This window comes from Herbidospora sp. RD11066, assembly GCF_054661255.1.
Map to the genome: position 1 here is coordinate 1 of NZ_BAAGDO010000241.1, position 256 is coordinate 256.

Below are 256 nucleotides of genomic sequence, written 5' to 3' on the forward strand. Positions count from 1 at the left end.
CTTCCTAATCAGCTCACCAAACCTGTTGACTAAATGAAACATAATATCTCCAGGAGGACGCTTGATCTTTTGGTAGTTTTCTTCTCTCAGAAAAAAATCCCGAAATGGAGGAATAAATGCTAATGCCTGCAACACCACATTCAAGTGATCATTTGCTTTGATGTTATTCAGGCCAACAATACCAGGTAAATAAGTTGTCCCATCAAATGCCCTTGAAAGCTTTGCTGATTGATCCAACTGCATAATTTCATCTTTG

General features: G+C 38.3%; 1 protein-coding gene. It reads right to left on the bottom strand.

The window, feature by feature from the left end; translation table 11 throughout:
• A partial coding sequence (locus ACYQ78_RS39825) for a hypothetical protein (protein ID WP_459806183.1) occupies nucleotides 1-256 on the bottom strand: 256 nt, incomplete at both ends.